The organism is Tenacibaculum sp. nBUS_03 (assembly GCF_051201695.1).
In the GTDB taxonomy this organism is placed as follows: Bacteria; Bacteroidota; Bacteroidia; order Flavobacteriales; family Flavobacteriaceae; genus Polaribacter.
On sequence record NZ_CP179214.1, the window covers coordinates 1369553 to 1388529 of the forward strand.

Annotated in this window: 18 protein-coding genes; 11 read left to right on the forward strand and 7 right to left on the reverse strand. The window is 29.0% G+C overall.

Going from position 1 to position 18977, the window contains the following annotated elements:
- Positions 1 to 6: 6 nt before the first annotated feature.
- Complete coding sequence (gene gldI / locus ACMFBB_RS06360; protein WP_435263606.1) at positions 7 to 534, reverse strand: gliding motility-associated peptidyl-prolyl isomerase GldI; 528 nt, start codon at positions 532 to 534, stop codon at positions 7 to 9.
- A complete protein-coding gene (locus ACMFBB_RS06365; protein WP_435263607.1) occupies positions 524 to 1552 on the reverse strand; it encodes a DHH family phosphoesterase in 1029 nt (342 codons plus the stop codon). Before ACMFBB_RS06365 ends, gldI begins: the two co-directional genes overlap by 11 nt.
- An 80-nt stretch (positions 1553 to 1632) precedes the next feature.
- Here ACMFBB_RS06365 and ACMFBB_RS06370 point away from each other — a divergent pair, with 80 nt between their 5' ends.
- Both ACMFBB_RS06370 and ACMFBB_RS06375 read left to right on the forward strand, forming a co-directional pair.
- On the forward strand, positions 1633 to 2640 hold the full coding sequence (locus ACMFBB_RS06370) for an alkaline phosphatase D family protein (RefSeq protein ID WP_435263608.1): 1008 nt from the start codon (positions 1633 to 1635) through the stop codon (positions 2638 to 2640).
- A gap of 62 nt (positions 2641 to 2702) precedes the next feature.
- Positions 2703 to 3122: a nucleoside-diphosphate kinase gene (locus ACMFBB_RS06375; protein ID WP_435263609.1), complete on the forward strand. Its 420-nt coding sequence runs from the start codon at positions 2703 to 2705 to the stop codon at positions 3120 to 3122.
- Between the two features lie 79 nt (positions 3123 to 3201).
- Here ACMFBB_RS06375 and ACMFBB_RS06380 read toward each other — a convergent pair whose 3' ends face one another.
- Together ACMFBB_RS06380 and recF are read right to left on the reverse strand one after the other, a co-directional pair.
- Positions 3202 to 3498, reverse strand: a complete 297-nt coding sequence (locus ACMFBB_RS06380) for a DUF721 domain-containing protein (RefSeq protein ID WP_435263610.1) — start codon at positions 3496 to 3498, stop codon at positions 3202 to 3204.
- A 16-nt stretch (positions 3499 to 3514) separates the two neighbouring features.
- Positions 3515 to 4594 carry a DNA replication/repair protein RecF gene (gene recF / locus ACMFBB_RS06385; protein WP_435263611.1) on the reverse strand — a complete coding sequence of 360 codons (1080 nt, stop codon included), beginning with the start codon at positions 4592 to 4594 and terminating at the stop codon, positions 3515 to 3517.
- 113 nt (positions 4595 to 4707) lie between these two features.
- Between recF and ACMFBB_RS06390 the strand changes: the two genes are divergently transcribed.
- The 8 genes from ACMFBB_RS06390 to ACMFBB_RS06425 all read left to right on the forward strand — a co-directional run bounded on the left by ACMFBB_RS06390 (position 4708) and on the right by ACMFBB_RS06425 (position 12386).
- Entirely contained in the window at positions 4708 to 5490 is a 783-nt protein-coding gene (locus ACMFBB_RS06390) for a tetratricopeptide repeat protein (RefSeq protein WP_435263612.1), read from the forward strand.
- A 66-nt stretch (positions 5491 to 5556) separates the two neighbouring features.
- On the forward strand, positions 5557 to 6063 hold the full coding sequence (ribH, locus tag ACMFBB_RS06395) for a 6,7-dimethyl-8-ribityllumazine synthase (protein ID WP_435263613.1): 507 nt from the start codon (positions 5557 to 5559) through the stop codon (positions 6061 to 6063).
- Between the two features lie 199 nt (positions 6064 to 6262).
- Positions 6263 to 6547, forward strand: a complete 285-nt coding sequence (locus ACMFBB_RS06400) for a riboflavin synthase subunit beta (protein ID WP_435263614.1) — start codon at positions 6263 to 6265, stop codon at positions 6545 to 6547.
- Positions 6547 to 8415: a DNA mismatch repair endonuclease MutL gene (gene mutL, locus ACMFBB_RS06405; RefSeq protein ID WP_435263615.1), complete on the forward strand. Its 1869-nt coding sequence runs from the start codon at positions 6547 to 6549 to the stop codon at positions 8413 to 8415. Before ACMFBB_RS06400 ends, mutL begins: the two co-directional genes overlap by 1 nt.
- An 84-nt stretch (positions 8416 to 8499) precedes the next feature.
- Positions 8500 to 9231 (forward strand): rhomboid family intramembrane serine protease, encoded by a 732-nt coding sequence (locus tag ACMFBB_RS06410; RefSeq protein WP_435263616.1) that lies wholly within the window; start codon positions 8500 to 8502, stop codon positions 9229 to 9231.
- Positions 9232 to 9260: 29 nt separating this feature from the next.
- Entirely contained in the window at positions 9261 to 10118 is an 858-nt protein-coding gene (locus tag ACMFBB_RS06415) for a rhomboid family intramembrane serine protease (protein WP_435263617.1), read from the forward strand.
- Between the two features lie 59 nt (positions 10119 to 10177).
- Positions 10178 to 11191 (forward strand): endonuclease/exonuclease/phosphatase family protein, encoded by a 1014-nt coding sequence (locus ACMFBB_RS06420; RefSeq protein ID WP_435263618.1) that lies wholly within the window; start codon positions 10178 to 10180, stop codon positions 11189 to 11191.
- Positions 11192 to 11246: 55 nt separating this feature from the next.
- Positions 11247 to 12386, forward strand: a complete 1140-nt coding sequence (locus ACMFBB_RS06425; RefSeq protein ID WP_435263619.1) for a geranylgeranyl reductase family protein — start codon at positions 11247 to 11249, stop codon at positions 12384 to 12386.
- Between the two features lie 93 nt (positions 12387 to 12479).
- On the opposite strand, the gene ACMFBB_RS06430 is transcribed toward ACMFBB_RS06425, so the two are convergent.
- Positions 12480 to 13349, reverse strand: a complete 870-nt coding sequence (locus ACMFBB_RS06430; protein ID WP_435263620.1) for a hypothetical protein — start codon at positions 13347 to 13349, stop codon at positions 12480 to 12482.
- Positions 13350 to 14121: 772 nt separating this feature from the next.
- On the opposite strand from ACMFBB_RS06430, the gene ACMFBB_RS06435 reads away from it, so the two are divergent.
- Complete coding sequence (locus ACMFBB_RS06435; protein WP_435263621.1) at positions 14122 to 14949, forward strand: FRG domain-containing protein; 828 nt, start codon at positions 14122 to 14124, stop codon at positions 14947 to 14949.
- 264 nt (positions 14950 to 15213) lie between these two features.
- Here the strand turns inward: ACMFBB_RS06435 and ACMFBB_RS06440 are convergent, their stop codons facing one another.
- Both ACMFBB_RS06440 and ppsA read right to left on the reverse strand, forming a co-directional pair.
- Positions 15214 to 16236 (reverse strand): hypothetical protein, encoded by a 1023-nt coding sequence (locus tag ACMFBB_RS06440; protein WP_435263622.1) that lies wholly within the window; start codon positions 16234 to 16236, stop codon positions 15214 to 15216.
- 15 nt (positions 16237 to 16251) lie between these two features.
- Positions 16252 to 18759 carry a phosphoenolpyruvate synthase gene (gene ppsA, locus ACMFBB_RS06445; RefSeq protein ID WP_435263623.1) on the reverse strand — a complete coding sequence of 836 codons (2508 nt, stop codon included), beginning with the start codon at positions 18757 to 18759 and terminating at the stop codon, positions 16252 to 16254.
- Positions 18760 to 18977 lie beyond the last annotated feature (218 nt).

Sequence of the window (18977 nt, forward strand, 5' to 3'; positions counted from 1 at the left end):
TGTTATTTATTTGTTTTTAATATCTATTAATGTTACTGTACTTTGTATAGGCTGGTTTATCCCTATTTTATTTCCATCACCTGTAATACCATAAGCTCTGTATGAAGGGATGACAAATGTAATAGTTTCTCCTATTTTCATCAACTTTATTCCGTCTTGCAATGCAGGAATAAAGTCTTCTTTATCTATTTTGTATGATCTTTTTTGATTTTCATAAATAACATCCCCAAGCATATCCTTTATATCGTATTCTATATCAACCACTTCATCTAATTTAGGAGTAACATTTTGAAGTGTATCTTTTTTAACATAATAATACCAATACCCTTTTGTTGTTTCAATAAAATCATGAAGTGTATCTTTAGACAACCATAACTCAATACGCTTTTTTTGCAAGTTGTTTATTTTTTTATTCTCTTTTAATACTTCTTTATAAAAATTTTGTGTTCCATGCTTCTTTGGTCTTCTTGCCTTGGGTTGATTGCAGGAATACAGTATAATTACTACTAAAAAAAAGACGCTTTTATACTTCATAAGATGTTTGTAATTCTTCCATATATTGAGGTAATAACGACTTAAATTTAGCTATCGTATCTTCCATATTCAATTCACTCTTACCTCCAGATGCATTATCATGACCTCCCCCATTAAAATAATTCCTTGCAAATTTATTTACAGAAAATTTCCCTTTAGATCGGAAAGATATTTTTATTATTCCTTGTTCTTCATCTTCAATAAAAATAACCCCAAACACAATTGCCTTTAATGATAAAGCATAATTTACAACACCTTCAGTATCTCCCTTTTCATAATTAAACTTCTTTTTTTCATCTTGTGAAAGTGTTATAAAAGCAGTTTTATATTCTGGTAATATTTCCAAATTACTTAACGACTGCCCTAACAACAACAATCTACTATACGTATTCGAGTCATTAACATTACTATGAATTTTATCATTTTCGGCTCCTTTATCAATTAAGTCAGCAATAATTCTATGTGTTGTACTTGTTGTAGAACGAAAACGAAATGACCCAGTATCTGTCATAATACCTGTGTATAAACAGGTAGCTATATTTTTGTCTATTATATCTACATCCTCCATCATGTCGATAAAATTATATACCATTTGACAAGTTGACGACATTGATGTATCAGAATACATATAAGGAAAATCATCAGGTTGTTGATGATGGTCAATTAAAGCAAAATCATTTTCATACTTTTCTAAAGTGTTTTGCATATCATGACCAACTCTATGTAAGGCATTAAAATCTAGTAAAAAGATAATTGTTGATTTTTTTAATGCCTTTACACTTTGATTATTTTGTCTATCAAATCTATATACAGTTTCAGACCCTGGAATCCAATGTAAAAAATCAGGATATTCATTAGGCATTAATACTTGTGCTTTATGCCCTTTTTTTTCTAAATAATGTTTTAAACCTAATGTAGATCCAACAGCATCTCCATCAGGGTTCCTATGCCCTATTATTACCACTTCTTGAGGTTGTGATAAAAATTCTTTTAATTCCTTAAATTGTTTCAAAATCATAAGTGGCGAAGATACAAATTAATGTTTTATTTATCTTTTTGTCATTTTCTTTTTGTTTCTTTCAGGTAAAATTTCACAATATGGTTCGCTATAAATTTCCCTTGCTATTTCTAACTCTTCTATTTACCACTATATTCTCGTTAGGTCAAGATAAATTTACAATTGCTTTTGGTTCTTGCAATAATCAAAACCTCCCAAATCCTTTTTGGCAAGATATTATTTCTTTACAACCTAATGTGTGGATATGGGGTGGAGACAATATTTATGCAGACACTCACAATATGCATAAAATGAAGAAACTTTATAACCAACAAAAAAATCATTTTCTCTATAAAAAATTAATTAAAACAACTCCTGTATTAGCTACTTGGGACGATCATGACTATGGTAAAAATGACGGAGGAACTGAATATAAAAAGAAAAAAGAAAGTCAACAGTTATTTTTAGATTTCTTAGACATACCTATAAACTCTCCAAGAAGAAAACAAGAAGGGATTTATCATTCAAAAACGTTTAACATCAATAACAATAGTATTAAAATAATTGTATTAGATTCTCGGTATTTCAGAACCGGATTAACAAAAGGAATCGGAAGCAAACGATTTCAGTCAAATACTCATGATAAAGGCTCTATTTTAGGCACTCAACAATGGAAGTGGTTAGAAAGTGAATTAAAAAACTCTAATTCTAGCTTTAATATAATTGTAAGTAGTATTCAAATTTTATCTAAAGAACATGGTTTTGAAAAATGGGGGAATTTCCCAAATGAGGTTACTAAACTTTTCAAACTTATTAAAACTTCAAAAGCTAAAAATATTATTTTTCTTTCAGGTGATAGACATATCTCTGAATTTTCCAAAACAACATTAAAGAACATTCCTTACCCTATTATAGATTTTACCTCAAGTGGGTTAACACACTCCTATAACTCTTTCAAAAATGAACAAAATAAGTTTAGAGTAGGAGAAGTAATAAGTTCATTATCTTTTGGAATATTACATATTGATCTGACAAACAATAAAGTTACTTTTCAAATGCGAGGCAAAAACAACACTATTCTTCAAGAAATCAACCAAAAATATCCTTAACTTTTAAATAACATTAAAAAGTGTATTTTTGCGCCTATTAAAAAAACAAGAAGATTATTAAGATGGCAACAAATAGAACTTTTACAATGATTAAACCAGATGCAGTTGAAAACGGACATACTGGTGCAATTTTAGAAAAAATTAATGCTGCAGGATTTAAAATTGTAGCTCTTAAAAAAACACAAATGACAAAAAATGATGCTGAAGCATTTTATGCTGTTCATAATGAGCGTCCATTTTTTGGTGAATTAGTTGAATTCATGACTCGTGGTCCTATTGTTTCTGCTATTTTAGAGAAAGAAAATGCAGTAGAAGACTTTAGAACATTAATTGGTGCTACCAACCCAGCTGAAGCTGCAGAAGGAACGATTCGTAAAATGTTTGCTACTTCAATTGGCGAAAACGCTGTTCACGGTTCAGACTCTGATGAAAATGCTGCTATTGAGGGTTCTTTCCATTTTTCTGGTAGAGAAATGTTTTAATAAAAAGCATTCAATAAATAAAAAACTCGCTACCAAAATGTAGCGAGTTTTTTTATTTAAATATTTTTAAATCAGTAATTTAAACCAACATCAACTTTCTCACCAAATCTTCTCCCATTTCTTCATTAATCATTCTTATTATTTTGTCTTTCCCATAATTCAACTCCTCTCTTAAAACTGATGATTTTAAACGTACAATTAACGTTCCATTCTGTAATTTTACTCCATCCGTATAAGAAGCTACTCCAGTACCCATTAACTTTACCCAAGCCTCTTCAATATGAATTTTTTGAAAACCTTTATTTAAATTATTTTCTTTAATAAAACTTCCCATTAAGTCTTTTACTGAAAAACTATCATTCTCTCTTTTTGCCATCTCTTCTTATTTTTTATTAAAGGTTAAATATTTGGTATTCTTTATTACTTTTTTTAATTACATTTTCAGTTCTATCAGCATGAGTATCAGTAATAAAAATCTGACCAAACTCATTATCATTAACTAAATCAACAATTTGACCAACTCTGTTTTCATCCAACTTATCAAAAATATCGTCTAATAATAAAATTGGCACTACGTTAGCTTGTTGTTTTATAAACTCAAACTGTGCTAACTTTAATGCTATTAAATATGATTTTTGTTGTCCTTGAGAACCAAATTTTTTAATAGGATACTCTCCAATAACAAAACTTAAATCATCTTTATGAACTCCAACCGTTGTATATTGCATCATTCTATCTTTTTCTAAACTTTGAGCTAATAAATCCTCTAAAGACATATCGTTTAACTGACTTTTATAAAATAAATCTACTTGTTCTTTAGCTCCTGAAATTATTGAGTGCTTTGCATTAAAGATAGGTACAAATTCTTCTAAAAACAACTTTCTTTTTTTATGGATCACAGATCCATACTGTATTAACTGTTCATCGTATACTTTTAAGTTTAAAGCATCAAATGTTCTATTAGCTGCAAAATATTTTAATAAAGCGTTACGTTGCACAAGTACTTTATTATACGATATTAAATTATGTAAGTATTTTTTATCTTGTTGGGAAATAACTCCATCAATGAATTTCCTTCTTGTATCACTTCCCTCAGTAATTAAATCTCTATCAGCAGGTGAAATTATTACTAAAGGTAACTGCCCTATATGTTCAGAAAATTTATCATAGGCTTTTCCATTCCTTTTTAATACTTTTTTTTGACCTCTTTTTAATGAACAAATAATTTTCTCAACTCTTTCATTCAATAAATAATCTCCTTCAATCATAAAAAAATCTTCACCATGCCTAATATTCTGACCAGCTACCGAATTGAAATAACTTTTGGCAAAAGACAAATAATATATAGCATCTAACACATTTGTTTTACCAATACCATTGTTACCTACAAAACAATTTATCTTCTTTTGAAAAGAGAATGTTTGTACTTCAATATTTTTAAAATTGACCAACGAAATTTTCTGCAAATACATTTAAAAAAGGTGTTTCTAAAAAGATAGCGCAAATTATTGAAAATTTACGAAAAATCGATTTTTAAAATCCAATTAAAAAAACTATTTTTGTCGGCACTAATTTTTAAGCAATTATGGCTACATACAAGAAAAGAGGTTATAAACCTAAAAAAGAAAAGATTGTAAAGGAAGTAGAAGAAACTTTTGACGAAACACAAAGTACTACTGCTGAAGTCTTTAATAATTTAGATGAAGCCGCTAACAAATCTGAGCAATGGATTGAAAACAACAGCAAACCTTTGTTCTATAGTTTAGTAGCAGTAGCTGCTTTAATTTTAATATATTTAGGTTACAATAAATTTATTGCCGAACCTACTGAAAAAGAGGCTTCAAATGAGTTAGCATATCCTAGAACATTTTTTGATAAAGCTGCTACTTCTAGTGGAAAAGTTGCTGACTCTTTATACAATTTAGCATTGACTGGTGGTGACGGAAAATATGGTTTTCCTGACATTGCTGAAACATTTAGTGGTACCAAAGCTGGAAATGTAGCTAATTATTATGCTGGTATTTCATATTTAAAAATGAAAAAATACGAAGAGGCTATTGAATATTTGAGTAACTTCTCTTCTGACGATGAATTGTTAGGGCCTACTGCTTTAGGAGCAATTGGTGATGCTTTTGCTGACATCAATCAAGCTGAAGATGCTTTGGAATACTATGAAAAAGCTGCCGCTAAAAAAGATAATGAGTTTACAGCACCTTTATTTTTATTCAAGGCAGGACAAACCGCTATGAGCCTCAAAAAATACGCTGTAGCTGAAAAACACTTTTCTCTTGTTAAGGAAAAGTATTCAAATACAGATCAAGGTAGAGATATTGAAAAATATATTAACAGTGCTAAATACGCACAGTAATTTTAATACTTTGTTATTACCTATTAAATATCACTTTGTTTAATTAGTAATTGCAAAAAATAAAATATGGCAACAACAAATTTATCAGATTACGATAAAGCTTCAATCCCAAATGCGAATTCTTTTCGATTTGGGATTGTTGTTTCTGAATGGAATTCTGAAATAACAGGAAGCATGCACCAAGGAGCTGTTGAAACTCTTCTTGATTGTGGTGCAAAAAAAGAAAATATTATCTCTTGGGAAGTTCCAGGAAGTTTTGAATTAGTATATGGTTGTAAAAAAATGATTGAATCTCAAAAACTAGATGCAATCATTGCTATTGGAAACGTAATACAAGGAGAAACCAAACATTTTGATTTTGTTTGTGATGGTGTTACTCAAGGAATAGTGGATTTAAACATTAAATACGATGTTCCTGTTATCTTTTGTGTTTTAACGGATAACACTAAACAGCAATCTATTGATAGATCTGGAGGAAAATTAGGCAATAAAGGTATTGAATGTGCTGTTGCAGCAATCAAAATGGCAGCTATTAAAAATCAAGATAGGAAATCTAATTCGTTGGGTTTTTAACTTTTAAAGCATATTATAATTATAAGTCAAAAGTTAAACGTTTGTTTTCTTTTGACTTTTTTTATGAACCGTAACTATCGAGAATTAGCACATACTATTTTATTAACATTGTTTGAACACCTCTCTTTAATTCAGTAACTTTGATTTTTAACTTTTTATGGTTTGATTTTTGTGGAAATCTACCTAAAACAACAATTTTATGGGATTTATTAAAAGAGAAAATAAAAAATTCGATTACACTCCTCGTTATTACAAAGGAGATGGAAATCCGTATGAAGTTAAGCATAAATTTGATGAATTTCGAACTACCGTAGGAAAAAGAAAAAGCTTAAAAGGAAAGTTTAACTCAGCTATTAATGAATTTAAAAATTCTAAGAATGGAGGATTTAATAGTACTATAGTTATTATTGTAGCTATTCTTGTATTGTTCTTTTTATTTATAATTGATTTTGACTTATCCATATTTCTACCAAAAGATAATTAATGTCTGATATTATTCAACTATTACCCGATCATGTAGCAAATCAAATTGCTGCTGGCGAAGTGGTACAACGACCTGCATCTGTTGTTAAAGAGCTATTAGAAAATGCTATTGATGCTGGCGCAACCTCTATAAAATTACTTTTAAAAGACGCTGGCAAAACGCTTATTCAAGTAATTGATGACGGAAAAGGCATGAGTACAACTGATGCGCGTTTATCGTTTGAACGCCATGCTACTTCTAAAATAAAAGATGCTCAAGATTTATTTAATTTAAATACCAAAGGTTTTCGCGGAGAAGCCTTGGCTTCTATTGCTGCAATTGCTCATGTTGAGTTAAAAACAAAACAAGAAAGTGAAGAGTTAGGAACACAAATAAAAATTGAAGGAAGTAAAATTACTGCTCAAGATACTATTTCAACAGCAAAAGGTACAAGTTTAGCTGTTAAGAATTTATTTTATAACATTCCAGCCCGTCGCAATTTTTTAAAATCTGATACTATTGAAACTCGACACATTGTAGACGAATTTCAACGTGTAGCATTAGCACATCCTGATATCACATTTTTACTGCATCACAATAATAATGAAGTATATCATCTTAAAAAAAGCAATCTACGTAAACGTATCGTGGCTATTTTTAGCCCAAAAATGAATGAAAAACTCGTTCCTATACAAGAACAAACAGATATTATTACCATTACTGGATTTGTGGCTAAACCGGAATTTTCTAAGAAAAAACGTGGAGAGCAATTTTTCTTTGTCAATGATCGATTTATCAAAAGTTCATACTTAAATCATGCCGTAGTAAATGCTTTTGAAGGTTTGTTGGAAAGTGGATCTCATCCATCTTATTTTTTGTATTTAGATGTACCTCCAAACAGTATTGACATTAACATACATCCTACCAAAACAGAAATAAAGTTTGACAATGAAAAAGCTTTATATGCTATTTTACGTGCTACTATAAAACATAGCTTAGGACAATATAACGTGGCACCTGTATTAGATTTTGAAAGAGATGCTAATTTAGATACTCCTTATGACTATAGTAAAAAAGGAACACCTTCAGTTCCTCCAATAACCGTAGATCCTAATTTCAACCCATTTAAAACAGAAACTCAGTACAAATCAGATTCTAAAGTTAGTACTGGATCATCAACTAATACTTCAACAAATTCTACCCAAAGCTATCAGGCGAATTTTAAAAAAGACCCTGGTAATTGGGAAGCCTTGTATACAAGTAATATTGAGCCTTTAGAACCTGTGCAACAAGAGCAACTTTTTGAATCTTATCAAGAAACTGAAACTGGTAAAACATTTCAAATTCAAAAAAAATATTTGTTAAGTTCAATAAAATCTGGAGTTGTTTTAATACATCAATCATTAGCACACCAACGAATACTGTATGAAGAATTTTTAGAAAACATTACCGTTAAAGAAGCTAGTAGTCAACAACTGTTATTTCCAGTTAGCATTTCTTTTTCTTCTTCTGATATTGAAATGATATATACCATAAAATCAGATTTAGAAAGTGCTGGATTTATGTTTGATGAATTTACAAAAGAAAGCGTTGTAATTGGAGGTATACCAACCTCTATTACAGAAAGTCAAATTACACTTATATTAGAACAATTACTTGATGATATTAAGTTAGAAGTTCCAGATACAAGTTTTAGTCATTTTGATGTGATGGCTAAGTCATTTGCTAAATCATTGGCTATAAAAACAGGAACTTTATTATCAACAAAAGAACAAGAAAACTTAGTAAACGATTTATTTTCTTGTAAAGAACCTTCAGTTTCTCCTTTTGGTAAACCAATTTTTAAAACATTAACCCTACATGAAATTGATGCTATTTTTAACAAATAAATAATTTTACAAGTTAAAAAGAATAGTTAATTTTATATGCGTTCTTAAATAGCCAAACTAAGAACACTTTAAAACATTTTTAAGATGCCTAAATTAACAGATGCTATTAAGCATTTAATTATCATAAATGTAATCATGTTTGTTGCTCCATTACTTTTAAAAATGGATTTGACAAACCTTTTTGCGTTGCACTTACCAGAAAATGAACATTTTGGTGTTTGGCAATACATAACAAGTATGTTTATGCATGGAGGTTCAATGCATTTAATCTTTAACATGTATGCTTTATGGGCTTTTGGAACTCCATTAGAACAAATGTGGGGTAAAAATAAATTTTTATTCTTCTACTTTTCAGCAGGTATTGGAGCTGGATTAATATATACTTTTGTAAATTATTATCAGTTTAATGGTATTTATGAAATTTTCTCAAATGCAGGGTTAAATTCTTCAGAAATTCTTTCTATTCTCGATGCAGGCAAAACGTCTGACCTAAGGCTTAATGGAGTTCTTACCCAAGAACAATTCAGTAAGATAGTTAATCTATACCACACTCCTGCGGTCGGAGCTTCTGGAGCTATTTATGGAGTTTTAGTGGCTTTTGCTATCTCTTTTCCTGATGCCAAACTAGCAATGATCTTTTTTCCTGTACCAATAGCTTCTAAATACTTTATTCCTTTAATTATTTTAAGTGATTTATTTTTTGGATTAACAAAATACTCTGTTGGAAACATTGCTCATTTTGCACATATAGGTGGTGCCATCATTGGTTTTATAATCGCTTGGTACTGGAAAAAAAATCAGTTTAAAGTTTTTTAACCTAACACTTAAATTCTCGTCCCCTAGATATGAATCTATTTGAAAATATAAAATATAAATTTAAATATGCTGGTATTGTTGAAAAGTTGATATACGTAAACCTAATCATCTATTTTGTTACGTTAATGTTTGATGTATTTAGCAAATGGTTTAAAACTAGTGAGAATATTATTGTAAAATGGTTTTCACTTAACTCAAGTTTTGATATATTTATTTCACAACCTTGGACCATTTTTACTTATGGTTTTCTTCATGCTAATTTCATCCATATATTATTTAATTTAATTGCCTTATATTACATAGGAAATTTATTTAAACAATATTTCACTTCAAAACAACTCATTAACTTCTATTTACTAGGAACAGTATCTGGAGGTATTTTGTTCTTACTAGGATATAATTATATTCCTCTTTTTAAAAACCAATTAGTACCACTTGTTGGAGCATCTGCCGGTATTTCGGCTATATTTATTGGAATAGCCACTTATATGCCTAATTACCAATTAAAAATTAGGTTTATTGGATATGTACAATTATGGCAACTTGCACTTGTATGGATATTATTAGATTTCATACAATTATCAGGAAATAATGCAGGGGGTCATTTTGCTCATTTAGGTGGCTCTTTATTTGGTTTTATGTATGTAAATTATGCTAGTAATAAACAAATTAGTATATTTAAACACATCACCAGTTTATTTAAAAGAAAAGAAAAACCTTTAAAAACTGTTTATAAATCTGGTAAAAAACCAACGTACTCTTCTACAAAACGCAAATCTAAAACACAGCAAGAAGTTGATACTATTTTAGAAAAAATAAGTAAATCAGGATACGAAACACTTTCTAAAGAAGAAAAAGAGTTTTTGTTTAAACAAGGAAAAAACTAAACTACTCTTAGTTAAGAGCTCAAAAAAACCTAAATCCGTAATTTTTTAAATTTATTTGTGTGAAAAAGCTTTCAATTATTAATCCACTTTTACTTTTTATTAATTCGATATTGGCTACAGCTTTACTACTATCTTATTTACTACCTTACGTTTCACCCAAAACCGTGCCTGCGTTAACTATTTTCAGTTTATCTGTACCTTTCCTTGTTCTTACAAATTTGGGGTTTCTTATTTATTGGTTAATTAAACTTCATAAAAACACGCTTTTATCTGCTTTTGTATTACTTCTTGGTTGGTTTGTAGCTCCTCCTCTTTTAAAATTTTCTAATAAAGAATTGGTTCTTACAAATGATTTAAAAGTAATGAGCTATAATGTAAGAATGTTTAATTACTATAAATGGAATGATGACCTTACTACTGAACAAAAAATTTATGCTTTTATAAATAATGAATCTCCAGATATTCTTTCATTACAAGAATTTTATCAATCAGACTTATTAGACATTAAACTTCCTTACAAGTATATAAAAACAAAATCTGCAACCAATAAATTTGGGCTTGCTATATATTCTAAATATCCTATTATCAACTCTGGCTCTTTGAACTTTAAAAATAGCGCTAATAACACTATTTTTATTGACATTGTAAAGCATAAAGATACTATTAGAATATATAATGTTCATCTAGAGTCATTAAAAATTAACCCTAATAAAGAAAATTTTGGCGAAAAAAATTCTGAACGATTATTTAAGCGCTTATCTAATGGGTTTAAAAAACAAGTCAGCCAAACCGAAAGTATTATGAAACACGAATATGGCTGGAAGGGTAAAAAAATTATGTGTGGTGATTTTAATAATACTGCATACTCTTGGGTATACAGAAAATTAGCAGATAACAAGAAAGACGCCTTTATTGAAAGTGGCTTAGGTACTGGTAAAACTTTTCGTTACGCCTACCCAATGCGTATTGATTTTATTTTCACTGATAAAAATGCTATTATAAATCAGTTTAAAACATATAACGACAATAGACTTTCTGATCACTACCCAATTATGAGTCGTTTAAATTGGTAATTGTAGTTACTGTTTTTTAAAAAAATGTATTTTTGTTTGTAACAAACAAAAACTTATGAAACATTTCAATGTCGCTGTAATTGGAAGTGGCCCATCAGGCGCTTCTACTGCTTTTCATTTAGCAAAAAAAGGAATTTCAACTGTTATTATAGAAAAAGAAACTTTACCTAGATATAAAACTTGTGGAGGGGGATTTGTTTTCAGAGGACGTAAAAACTTACCTTTTGAGATAAACGAAGTCGTTGAAAAAGAGTTTCATACTGTTGATATTTATTTAGGTAAAAAATTACATTTTAAAACTCATAGAAAAGATCCTACCATCTCAATGATTATGCGTGATTCTTTTGATAATCTGATTACTAAAAAAGCTAAAGAATTTGGAGCCACTTTACTAGAAAATCACAAATTAAAGGGATTGTCTTTTGAAAATAATCTTATTACCTTAGAAACATCGCAAGGAAATATTACTGCAAATTTTGTAATTGCAGCCGATGGTGCTTTAAGTCCAACTGCTAAAATGGCTGGTTGGAAAGAAGATACTAGAAAGTTAATTCCTGCTTTAGAATATGAGGTTGAAGTTTCTGATGAAGATTTTGAGCGTTTATCCAAAGAAGTTCGTTTTGATATTGATGCTATTCCTTATGGCTATGCTTGGAGTTTTCCTAAAAAGAATCATTTATCCATAGGAGTTGCTTCTTCTAGAAGAACAAAAATTAATTTAAAAAAGTTTTATGAGGAATACATGGAAACACTTGGTATCACTAATGTTATTAATGAATCTCAACACGGGTTTCAAATACCTGTTTCTCCTCGTACTGATGGTTTTGTAAAAAACAATGTGTTTTTAATTGGTGATGCTGCTGGTTTTGCTGATCCAGTAACGGCTGAGGGTATTTCTAATGCTATTTATAGTGGTAAATTAGCAGCCGAGGCTATCTTTGAAAGTAATAATGATAATGTGTTAGCTGGTGAGTTATATTTAGAAAAACTAAAAAAGAACTTATTACCCGAAATAAATACTGGGTTATGGCTTTCTAAGTGGTTTTACGAACAAAAGACAGTTAGAAATATTCTATTAAAGAAATTCGGCCAGCAGTTTAGTGAGGCTATCGCAGATGTTTTTCATGGTAACAGGAGTTACCCTAAAGACATTAAAAAAACAATTAAACAAAAAATTAAAGATTTAGTATTCTAATACTCACAAAAAATCTTTTTAATAATACTCTATAAAAAACAAAAACACCATCAATATTGATGGTGTTTTTGTTATGAAAGGCTTATTAAGCTCTTAAGGGTTCTTCAATTTTTCAATTGCAGCTTTTTTCTCTTGAATCTCAGCTTTGATTTTATCTAATCTTTGATTTATTTTAGAAACAATAGATGCTTTTCTATTTATTTCTTTTTGAGTAGCATTATCATCAGCTTTAACTTTAGCTAATTTAGCTTCTGCTCTTTTTAATCCTTCTAAACCACTAATTAAAATTTCCTCATTAACGATGATATCATCTTCTAATTCGTTAATCTTATCTCGGTTTGCTTCTATTTTTTGATTTCTAATAGCTTCCTTTTGTTTACTTATTTTTTCCTGTTCAACTTTTATTTCATTATCAAGTTTGTTTAACTTTTCAGCTTCTTTTAAAAGTTCTTCTTGCTCTTTTCGATACTTCTCTTCTCTTTCTTTTCTTTCTCTTTCTAGCTTTTCTCTAGCTATCTTTAATCTTTCTTGACGTTCAGCCAATTCCTGCTCATTATTAAGCAATGTACTTTTCACTCCTTTAACATTGGCTACTTTTGTAATTCCCTTTTTAGTTGACTTCTCTTCTAAATCTTCTTTATACTTAGCTAAAGTTCTTTTTTGTTTTTTGATTTTTTTATCTAAAATATTTAATCGGCTTTGAACATTAGCAAAGATTTTACGTTTTCTTTCTATTTCTTTTCGAGTAGATTTTTTATTTTTTTCTGTAGTAGAAAACCTCTTCTTAATTCTTTCTAAACCATCAATTCCACTTACTAACATTTCTTCATTAACACGAATTTCTTCTTCTAAGCTACCAATTTTTTTTCTAATTTCTTTTGAGGTTTCTTGAGCACTTACTTGTTGAATATTTACAAAATTCATCAAAGCAATTAAGGGGATAATAAACTTTAGTATTCTCATTTTATTAAATTTAATTTAAAAAATATTAACATTAAATGTGACAAATATTAGCGGTTTAAGTCACACTTTTTTATTCAATTTTTGTGGGCACAAATGAAATAATATTATTTTACAATTCCTAATTATTTCCAACATCAAAAACAATGACCAACAAACTGTTATACATCTATTTAATCAAATTAAAACTTACCAAATTTTAACACATATTTAATGTTTTAATTTCGATTTATGGCCTAGTATTTCTTATCAAATTTCATCTTTATTTATTAATTCCTGTCTTTTAGCGTTTTGTAATATACTTAGAGTTAATATTTTTACTTTAACTACAAAACTTGATTAGCTCATCTCATCATTGAAAGTTGTTTTCCAAACTAAAGTTAAATTTTGAAAACAAGCTATTTTATAAAACTATTGAATAAAGTAAACTTTTTTAATCTTATTATTTTCTGTGTGATGAATAGCAACTGCTTCTATAATTTAATTCCTAAGCTGAACACGTTCCTTATGTATTAAATATTTCCAGCATCAGTTCCTGTAGCAATTAAAACTCCTGCATCTAGAAAGCTTTTTAATATTAGTAATCACAAATACAAACAAGCCCATTATTACAAATAATCTACTTAGAAAAACTAACTTAATTCGAATCAATAAAATCAAATAAATAATACTAACTACAAATTAATTACTACTAAGAAACTCAATCTTAGGTTTAATATTTGGTTTGTATTTACTAAATTAGATGCTTTAACATCTTAATAAATACTTAAACTAAATGGCTATAGGAAATATCGCAGATTTTGTGAAAGAGCTACAAAATATTCCAAAAATGAAAAATTATGAACTCTTTTTCAGAGGACATTCTGATTTAAATTATGGTTTAGAGCCAAGTATTTATAGAAATAAGAGATTGATTTCTAATGAAAATAAGTTATTTAAAGAATTTATTTTAAGAACACCTTCTGACTTTTTAAATGAAAAAAGCGCTTTAGAAAAACTTGTAAAAATGCAACATTATGGTTTGCCTACACGATTATTAGATATCACAACAAACCCACTCGTTGCTTTGTACTTTGCAAGCAGTAGCAAAGGAAAAAGAGATGGAAAGGTAATTGCGTTTAAAGTTCCAAAAAAAGATATTAAATATTATGATAGTGATACGGTTAGTATTATTGCTAATATTGCTAAAAGACCTAGCTCTTTCTCTGTAGACAAAATCAAAAATTTAAGTACAAAAGAATTTAATAACGAAATAGGCTACTTGATTCACGAAATTAAAGAAGAGAAATCTTACTTTCAGTCAATAATCAATCCTGAAGATATTGAACGTGTTGTGGCTGTGAAAGTAAAACAAAGTAACAATAGAATAATTAAACAAAGTGGTGCTTTTTTAATCTTTGGTATTGATGGACACAAAACTGTGCCTGCAAAAATACCTAATGAATGGATCCTAAATCTTGACTCAACTGGTGTAGATTTCAATATTCACAACGACAGTAAAGAAAACATAATCAATGAATTGAACGTATTAGGGATTAATGAATCTACCTTGTTTCCTGAACTTGAAAATCAAGCAAAATATCTTAGGAAATATTATGGTTAAAAAAACTAACTATAGCTTACTGTAAACTTATATATTTGAAAACAACACAGTGAATAATAATAATTCTAAATACTGACAGTATTTCTATGTATTTTGATATTAAAAGATATACCACTGACTTTTCTAACTACTTAAATTTGAAACATTAAAAGAAAACAATAATTTTACCATACTAGTATGCAAAGCTTGTCAAAAAATAATAGTAACAAGTAGAAGTACTCAAAATACTTTAACTAATTACAGTTACCAAAAGATGTATCTACATTAACTTATTACTAGTATTCGATTTAGAACACGTTCTAACAACGCACCCATAGTAGGTACTTTTTTAAACTCAACATCTAAAGTTAGTTTATAAAAATAAAGACTTAGTTTTTTAATATTGTTTGAGTTAGATATAGAATCAGCTCGCATACATTGTAATAGGTTTTCTATTCTATCTTTAGCACTCAAAATTCTTTTTGCAATGATTGATCTCTCTTCCTGTTTATATTGATGTATTGTTTCTTTTGTTAAACTCTTTCTCACCAAACTTACCATTAATAAGTTTTCTTTGAAAAATTGAGGTAAATAATTTTTGTAATCTCCTTCATAAGACTGCTGATCAAAGTCAATCGCTCTTATTTTATATATTTTTTTATCAAAATCATACATTGGAATAATTACATAGTTATCAGATCTCATATCTCCTAAAAGTCGAATTAAAGACCGTTTATTAAACTTCACAAATTCTTTAGCTAATTGTGCTTTTTCCGAAGTAGAACAACTAGCAAGTCTATTTTTAATAAAAACAGTTCCAGGAATACCTATTATATGTTCTTCAATTAAAGTATTTGAAAATGCTAAATAATTAACATTATCAGGTGAAAGAAGATGCTCCAATTCTAATCCATAAACTCTTGATGAATCCATTTTTTTAACATAAAAATATAGATAATTGTCATTCAATATATTTCTTATCTTAACTCTAAAAGGATTAGAATTACCATAACGGTAATAATCTACACAATCTATATGTAAAAACTGTATACCATGACAAGTTCCGTCAGACATTAAAGCTGTGTAAATTTTTTTTAATTGAAGATCTACATATTCATTTTGAGCTTCTTTAAATTTTACTCGTACCCAAGACAAGTTATTTATTGCCTGCTCATTTTCTTTCTCTAATACTGAACAAAACAATAACTCATCATAAGTCAATAATTTAAGGTGCCACCGACTATACTTTTCAAGATACTGATGTAAATACTTAGATAAAGAATAGAATGGTTTTTTGGAAGTTATCATAATGATTTGATATTATTACTTCTTTTCTATACTAGCTATAGACCTTAATGTTTTTAAGACGGAATCTGGTGTTACGGATATCGAGTCAATTCCTTCTTTAACTAAGAACTGAGTAAAATCTGGATAATCAGAAGGTGCCTGACCACATATTCCTACTTTGGTATTGGTTTCTTTAGCTATCTTAATTAAACTAGAAATGGCTCTTTTAACTGCTGGTGATCTTTCATCATAAACATGTGCTACTAACTCAGAATCTCTATCAACACCTAAAATTAACTGGGTTAAATCATTAGATCCAATTGAAAAACCATCAATGTGAACAGAAAAATCTTCTGCCATAATTATGTTTGAAGGTAATTCAGCCATTAAATATATTTGTAACCCATTCTCTCCCCTTTTTAACCCATAACTTCTCATTGTCTTATATACTTTGTGCAGCTCTTCAACTGTTCTGCAAAAAGGAATCATAACAATTACATTTGACAAGCCCATTTTTTCTCGAACTTTTTTTATTGCTTTACATTCTAAACCAAAAGCTTTTTCATAGGATTCTGAATAATATCTACTAGCACCCCTCCATCCTAACATCGGATTTTCTTCTGATGGTTCAAAATTACTACCTCCTAACAAATTACAATATTCGTTTGTTTTAAAATCTGAAAGCCTTACAATTACATCTTTAGGATAAAATGCAGCGGCAATTTTACCTATTCCATAAGATAGTTTTTCAATAAAAAACTCTTCTTCATTTTTATATCCTTCTATTAATGTGGCTATTTTGTTAGAAAGAGCCTTATCATTTAATTCTTTATGCTTCAACAGAGCCAAAGGATGAGCTTGTATATAATTATTTATAATAAACTCTTCTCTTGCTAGCCCTACTCCTGAATTTGGAATTTGACAAAACTTAAACGCTAAATCTGGACTCCCAACATTAAGCATTAAATTTGTTGTAATCTTTGGTAATTTACCAATATCCGTTTCTTCAATTTCATAGCTAATAATTCCTTCGTAAACATTACCTACAGTACCTTCTGCACATGAAACACTGACAGTTGTTTGTTCATCTAACATTTCTGTTGCATGAACAGTACCAACAATAGCAGGAACTCCCATTTCTCTTGCCACAATAGCAGCATGACAGGTTCTCCCACCTCTATTGGTTATAATTCCTCCTGATATTTTCATGAGTGGCTCCCAATTAGGATCAGTCATATCAGTTACTAAAATATCTCCTTCCTCAAAAGGATCAAGCTCTACAATTTTGTAATACTCCTCCATGCTGGTTAATTTTCTTACTTTTCCTTGCCCAATTCCATCTCCTACAGCAATACCCTGTACTATAATTTTGTTGTCTTCAGTTTTTATTAATTTATAAGAAATAAAAATTTTCTTTTTTTTATTTGAATGAACTGTTTCTGGCCTGGCTTGGACTATATATAATGAATTAGAAACTCCATCTAATGCCCATTCTATATCCATAGGGCACCATTTACCATAGAAATCAGTATAATAGTCTTCAATTAAACAAATCCATTTAGATAATTCTAAAACCTGAATATCCGATAAGCAAAATTGAGTTTGTTCTGCACTTGATACCTTTGTTTCTTTTATTGTTTTCTTATAACCTTCACTATAAATTAATTTTGATTCTTTTTTAGCTATTTTCTTTTCAACTATCGCAGGGTATCCTTTCTTCAATAATGGCTTGTAGACCAAAAATTCATCAGTAGAAACACTTCCTTGCACAATACTTTCTCCTAAACCAAATGCTCCGTTAATAAGAACAACATCTTTAAACCCACTTTCAGTATCAATTGAGAAAGCAACTCCCGAAGCTCCTAAGTCTGACCTTACCATCTTTTGAACACAAACTGAAATTCCAATACTAGAGGTATCAATATCCAACGATTGCCTGTAAGAAATAGCTCTATTATTAAATAGCGATGCAAAACATTCTTTAATAGCTATTAAAACAGCTTCGATTCCGAATATATTTAAAAAAGATTCTTGTTGCCCAGCAAAAGAAGCTTCTGGTAAATCTTCACAAGTGGCCGAAGATCTAACAGCTACATCTATAGATCTGCTTTCATACATTTTTGATAAAGCCTCGTATGATTTTGTTATCTTTTCTTTTACAGGAATTGGCCAACTTCCTTCTAAAATCAAATCACGAATAATTGCTCCATTTTTGTGGAGTACAGCTATATTATTTGGAGGTATTTGATATAATAATTTGTTTATTTTATTTTCTAATTTATTATACCTTATAAACTCTTTATAAGCTAATACTGTAACTGCAAAACCGTCAGGTATTTTAATTCCCAAGGGGCTTAAATGCTGAATCAAAGTGCCCAACGATGCATTTTTACCTCCTACTTGTTGAACTTTTGAGACATCGAGGTTTTCAAGTTTAGTAGTGTATAAATGTTCAGTTTTTTCTTTTGAAGTTTTTGAGATTGTTTGTTTTAATACATCATATTTTTTAGAATTTTGAATAGACTTTAAATCTAATTTTCTCATAATTTTAATTTTAAATCCTTACTATGATTTCGATTAACATTTTTTAAAATTATAATTTCCAAAAAAACAAAAACAAACAAATCGCTGAATTACTGATAGATACAGTTAAAACAACCATGTTATTATACAAAAATAAAAATTAAATAAAAGAAAAATATGAATTTACATGTGTTAAGACTAAACACACTTTCAAAAACTATTAGTTATTCAAATAACAT